Below are 5,648 nucleotides of genomic sequence, written 5' to 3'. Positions count from 1 at the left end.
GCGCTATGGCGTCGAGGTGAAATGCTGGCTCGTACCTGCGCCGGATGCGGCCGCCGCCCCCGAATATGAATTGCTCCTTGCCTATGCCCGCCGCGATGCGGCGCGCGTCGCGCGGGAATACGGGCTAGAGTTTCCTGAAAGTGCGGCAGCGCCTGATGCAACACTTGTCGCGCGCGCCACGGCATTGCTCGCAAAGGCGGTCGGGCGCGGCAACTTCGTGCATCTTGCCGTACCCGCAGGGCACGCGCTCTGGACCGGCGACAAGAACGCACTTGGCCGGTTGCAGGAAGAATATGGCGTCGCCTCGGGCGCAGAAACGGAAAGCGCCCTCCGCGCGGGGGCGGCAAAGCGCCTCAAGCTCGGCCATTATCTGAGCGGCATGTTCTGCTTCGAGGGCGAGTGGTATTGGGGTGTTGACCGTCTCAACCATCTGGAGGAGCGGCTTGCGGAAGCAGGCTTCGACCGCGCCCCCGGCACGCCCATGCTCGCCCCCTGGCGCGACCTCACCCTTGCGCCACCGCCGCCCTCAAGCCGCCGCCCCGTGATTGATTACTGGTTCTCCTTCCGCAGCCCCTATTCATGGATATCGGTGCCGCGCATGCGAAAGCTCGCCCGGCACTACAACGCCGAGCTTCGGCTGCGCTTCGTCTTGCCTATGGTTATGCGCGGCTTGCCGGTGCCGCTGGTGAAGCGCCTCTATATCGTCCGCGACACGAAGCGCGAAGCGGAGCGGGCGGGGCTGCCCTTCGGCACGGTGGTTGATTCCGTCGGCGCAGGTGCGGCCCGTGCGCTCGCTGTGCTCCATCATGCCATTCCGCTCGGCAAGGGTGAGGAGTTTGCCGAGCTTGCCGGCAAGGCCGTCTTTGCCGATGGCATCGACATCGCCACGGATAGCGGCCTCATGGATATCGCCCGCCGCGCGGGGCTTGCGCCGGAAACGGTGAAGAAGGCGCTGGCCGATCCGGGCTGGGAAGCGGAGGTGGAACGGAACCGGCAGGCGCTGTTCGAAGCGGGGCTATGGGGTGTGCCCTCTTTCCGCGTTGAGGGCATGCCCGCCCATTGGGGGCAGGACCGTTTCTGGGCGCTGGAACAGGATATTCGGGACTGGCTCAAGGCAAATCCCTGATTCTCCCCGTTAATGGTCCATATGGGTCATGCGCTGCATGATGCCCGCGGGGCATTCTCGCCTCGCAGTATCGCCATAACCGGATTCGGGAGGCAGGAATGGGCATTGTTCGGCATGTTGCGGCCGGGGCGCTCGGAGTGCTTATCGGCCTGACGCTGTTCGTCATGATTGCGGCGCTGACGCTGATCGTCTGACGCGGCAGATCAGTTCAGAAGGGCGAGGCCATGCCTGGCATGGCCCCCGAGCGCGGATTTCGGCTATAAACACCGCGCCGGACGCAGCCGGCTCTTGCAGCGGGAGCACCATGAGCCATTCCCTTTTTACGCTGATCGAAAACTCTCTCCCGAAGGATCGCTCGCGGATCATTCTCGAAGCGCCGGATCGGACGCATGGTCTGCGCGACTGGAGCGCGGACTATCTCCTTTCCTTCGCCGCGCGGCTCGCGTCTCTTTTTGCGCAGCGCGGGCTCGAGTCCGGGGATCGCGTGGCGCTGCAGGTGGAGAAATCCCCGGAAGCGCTTGGCGTTTATCTTGCCTGTTTGCGCGGCGGCTTTGTCTTTCTGCCTATGAACACGGCCTATCGCTTTGACGAGGTGGATTATCTCGTCGGCAATGCCGAGCCGTCGCTCATCATCTGCGACCCTTCCGCCGAAAAGCCCATTCTCGAAATCGCAGAGCGCAACGCCACCCCCCATGTGCTGACGCTTGATGCAGAAGCACGCGGCAGTCTGATGGATGAGGCAGCGCAGGTGACAGAGATAGTGCCGCCTGTTGCGGTGGAGGCAGATGATCTCGCTGCCATCCTTTACACGTCAGGCACGACCGGAAAGCCCAAAGGCGCGATGCTGAGCCACCGTAATCTCGCTTCCAACGGACTTGCGCTGCGCGATGGTTGGCGCTTCACGGAAAAGGATGTGCTTCTCCACGCGCTGCCGATCTTCCATGCGCATGGGCTCTTCGTGGCCTGTCACTGTGCGTTGCTCGCAGGCGCCCGCATGATCTGGCTCGGCAAGTTTGATCGCGACATGGTGATCCGCGAATTGCCGCGCGCGACAAGCTTCATGGGCGTGCCGACCTTCTATACGCGGCTTCTTGCGGGTGACGACTTCAACCGCGATCTCGTCGCCCATATGCGGCTTTTCACATCAGGCTCGGCCCCGCTTCTCGCAGAAACCTTCGAGGAATTCCGCGCGCGCACGGGGCAAGCCATTCTTGAACGCTATGGCATGACCGAGACCGGCATGAATACATCGAACCCTTATGATGGCGAGCGCCGGGCCGGCACGGTCGGCTTTCCGCTGCCCGGCACGGAAGTGCGCGTCATGTCGGATGAAGGTGTGGAACTTGGCGTGGGCGAGGTCGGCGGTCTTCAGGTACGCGGGCCGAATGTTTTCAGCGGCTATTGGCGCATGCCGGAAAAGTCAGCCGAGGAGTTTGCGGAAGGCGGCTGGTTCAAGACCGGTGATGTCGCGATGATTGATGCGGATGGCTATGTCCATCTCGTCGGGCGCGCAAAGGATCTCATCATTTCGGGCGGCTTCAACGTCTATCCGAAAGAGATCGAGGAACTGGTGGATGACATGCCGGAAGTGCTCGAATCCGCCATTGTCGGTGTCCCTCATGCGGATTTCGGTGAAGCGGGTGTGGCCGTCATCGTGCTGCGCCCCGGCGCAAGCCTTGACGAAAAGACGGTCATCGCGCGGCTGAAAGAGAAGCTCGCAAACTACAAGGTGCCAAAGCGGGCCTTCTTCGTGGAAAACCTGCCGCGCAACACAATGGGCAAGGTGCAGAAAAACCTGCTGCGTGATGAATATCGCGACGCCTGCAAGAACTAGCGGCGCTGATCGCTTTCGCGGCGGCGCACAGGCGTCTTGCCATCACGGCGGCGGCGATCCGGGCCGGTGAAGACAGGCGTGCGGATAATGGCGCGCGGCCGGGTCAGCACCACTTCGATGCGGTCGATAAGCTGTTGCGCAGAAAAGGGCTTGGAGAGAATTTCCGTTACGCCCGCATCCCGCGCTTCAATGATCGCGCTGCGCTCCCGCTTCGTCGTGAGATAGATCACGGGAATGCTTGCGAGATTGTCTTCGTCCGCATTGCGGATCGCGCGCACGACGGAAAGCCCGTCAAGCGGCGGCTCCAGATCATCCATGATCGCCAGATCAACCTTGCCACGGATCAATGCGCTCAGCGCATCTTCGCCGGAGCGGGCGCTTGAAATATTGCGCACGCCAAGCCCGGTCAGAATGCCGCGCAGCATATTGGCCATGAACACCGTGTCTTCGACGATCAGCACACCGAGCTGTGCATAGGTTTCAGGGCTGACGGTCAGGCGGTTTGTGGCAGGCTCTTGTGACATGTCTCTTTCTCGGCGACTGATGGTAGCGCGCAGGCAATATGCTCCTTGCAGTCTTAGCGATTGGTTAGCGTCACCCCTTTCAGCGCCGGTTTTCGGGGTTTTTCAGGCGGGGCAGCATCCGGCTCAACCCGTGGTCGGTCTTCTCCCAATGAAAGGGCCGCGTCATGAGTTGCCAGAGCGCCTTGTAGGCGGCGATTGAGATGAGAAGCCAATAGGCGGGCATCATCAGCGGGTGGGCGATCAGGGATGAAAGTCCCCGCGCGGAGACGGCGGCAAGCCCGGCCAGGATCGCAAGCCCATATCCGGTAATCAAAACCAGAAGATTGAAGATGGCGAGCGCGTGGCCCTCAGCCGGGTCAGCGGCGGAGAAGGCAAGGGACAGCAGCGCCGATCCATAAAAGAGCGGATGGACCAGATTTGAAAGCGTGAAGCCGCCGACAAGAATCTGAAAGCCGAGAAAGCCCTTGGACCCGAGTGTTCTGTAGAGCCGTAGCGGGTGGCGCATCCGCACGAGATAGGTCTGGAGCCAGCCCTTGACCCATCGGGAGCGTTGCCGGATCCAGTTGGGCAGGCGGCAATTCGCTTCCTCCTGCGTGGTGGAGTGGATGATGCCGCAGCGATAGCCCATCAGCGCGAAGCGAATGCCGAGATCGGCGTCCTCCGTCACATTATTGGGATCCCATGCACCTGCCTTGCGCAAGGCACAGAGGCGGAAATGGGTGGACGTGCCACCTAGCGGAATGGGCAGGCCGAGCCGCACCATGGTTGGCAGCAACAAGTCGAAAAAGGCGGCGTATTCGATGGCGAATTGCCGGGTCAGCCAGTTTTCGTTCCAGTTGTAATAATTGAGCTGAGCCTGAACGCAGGCAAGCCGTTCATCCCCGAGCGCAAAGGCGGCAATGGCTTTCTTCAGTTGCTGCGGCTCGGGCAGGTCTTCCGCATCATAGATGACGAGATAGTCACCGCGCGCAAAGGGCAGGGCGAAGTTGCAGGCCTTGGGCTTTGTCCGGGGAAGGCTTTTCGGGATGATGATGAAGCTGAAATGATCGTGCAGGTCGAGCGCCTTGGCAGCCGCGATTGTTTCGGCGTCGTCTTCCTCAAAGAGCAGCAGGATTTCCAGCTTCGATGCCGGATAGTCGAGGTCGCGCAAGGCATCGACAAGGAAGGGCAGCACCCGCGCCTCACGAAAGAGCGGCACCATGACCGTATAGACAGGCAAATCGGTGTCGGGTGGTGCGCCGTGATTGGCGAAAGCGCGCTCCTCCTTCGTGCGGGGTGCGAGCAGCCCGACAAAGATCGAGGCATAGCGAAGCGCCGCCCCGGCCAGAAAGACCATGCCGACAGCGATGTTTGCGGCTTTGAAGAGGCCTGACGGATTTGCCAGCGCGAGGCAGAAAAGCGCGAGCAGGCCGATGGTGAGCCAGTGTATCTGTGGCGTGGAGAGTCGCGTGGCGGCGGAGCTTTCGGGCATTTGCTTCAGAAGCCCGAAAACGGCGCGCTCCGTCAGCACTTCCGAAAAACCGGATTGCAGCGCCCGCCTTATGTCGCGCTGTGTGGCAATGAATACCGGCTGCGAGCGGCCTTCCTGTTCGGCAATGGCGGCATGCGCAATGTCAGGGTCGGCTGCCACCCAGACCGTTTCAGTGCCCTGCCGCCGCCACGGAAGGCAAAGCTCCCGCAGGTAAAAATCAAGTATCTCGGCCTTCGCAAGCTCGGGGTCCGGTGGCTCGGCGGCAAGATCGATGAAAGGGATGCCACGCTGTTCGCCATAGAGCCGGGCAACATCCGCATCCCGCATCGCGCCGGTGCTGACCAGCACCCGGCCGAGCGACCCGCCCCATTGCCGCTGCCGCTCCAGTGCCTTTGCGAGCATGTCGGGCAGGAGAAGGTCCGCCTCGAGCGCGAGTTCCCCGAGAAGGGGGCGAGAGCGATCTCGCCGCGCCGCCTTGCGGTCGCGTGAGGCAACACCCTCCCGGACAGGCCCGATCTGGCCTGCTTTATTCGCCGACTTCTCTTCCAATGGTCCTCCCCCGGGGATCCCGTCTGGATTTGAGTTTATTCCGGCATCATTTGTTGTTGAGCGTAATCGTATAATAAAGATTGTGTTAACAAAATCGAATATTTCAGACGTGGGTTCAGCCCGAATCCGGGCACGGTGCTTGCT

4 protein-coding genes are annotated in these 5,648 nt (G+C 61.7%); 2 read left to right on the top strand and 2 right to left on the bottom strand.

Annotation, left to right across the window (positions count from 1 at the left end; translation table 11 throughout):
• Both WBF74_RS12590 and WBF74_RS12585 read left to right on the top strand, forming a co-directional pair.
• The coding region (locus tag WBF74_RS12590; RefSeq protein WP_424440437.1) for a DsbA family protein at positions 1-1,126 on the top strand (1,126 nt) is incomplete at its 5' end.
• A gap of 304 nt (positions 1,127-1,430) precedes the next feature.
• The gene (locus WBF74_RS12585) at positions 1,431-2,960 is read left to right on the top strand and encodes a malonate--CoA ligase (protein WP_424440435.1); all 1,530 of its coding nucleotides are present in this window, start codon (positions 1,431-1,433) and stop codon (positions 2,958-2,960) included.
• Here the strand turns inward: WBF74_RS12585 and WBF74_RS12580 are convergent.
• Together WBF74_RS12580 and WBF74_RS12575 are read right to left on the bottom strand one after the other, a co-directional pair.
• The gene (locus WBF74_RS12580; protein ID WP_424440433.1) at positions 2,957-3,484 is read right to left on the bottom strand and encodes a response regulator; all 528 of its coding nucleotides are present in this window, start codon (positions 3,482-3,484) and stop codon (positions 2,957-2,959) included. The genes WBF74_RS12585 and WBF74_RS12580 overlap by 4 nt on opposite strands.
• Before the next feature lie 79 nt (positions 3,485-3,563).
• Complete coding sequence (locus tag WBF74_RS12575; RefSeq protein WP_424440431.1) at positions 3,564-5,504, bottom strand: glycosyltransferase family 2 protein; 1,941 nt, start codon at positions 5,502-5,504, stop codon at positions 3,564-3,566.
• Between the last annotated feature and the right edge of the window lie 144 nt (positions 5,505-5,648).

The organism is Parvibaculum sp., assembly GCF_049672805.1.
Classification (GTDB): Bacteria; Pseudomonadota; Alphaproteobacteria; order Parvibaculales; family Parvibaculaceae; genus Parvibaculum.
The sequence above is the reverse complement of the archived record's forward strand: the minus strand, read 5'-3'. Positions and strand labels throughout refer to the sequence as shown.

What these genes read in the sequence shown, in the direction of transcription:
- WBF74_RS12580 (WP_424440433.1), bottom strand. Translation starts at nt 3,484, where the DNA reads ATGTCACAAGAGCCTGCCACAAACCGCCTGACCGTCAGCCCTGAAACC.
- WBF74_RS12585 (WP_424440435.1), top strand. Translation starts at nt 1,431, where the DNA reads ATGAGCCATTCCCTTTTTACGCTGATCGAAAACTCTCTCCCGAAGGAT.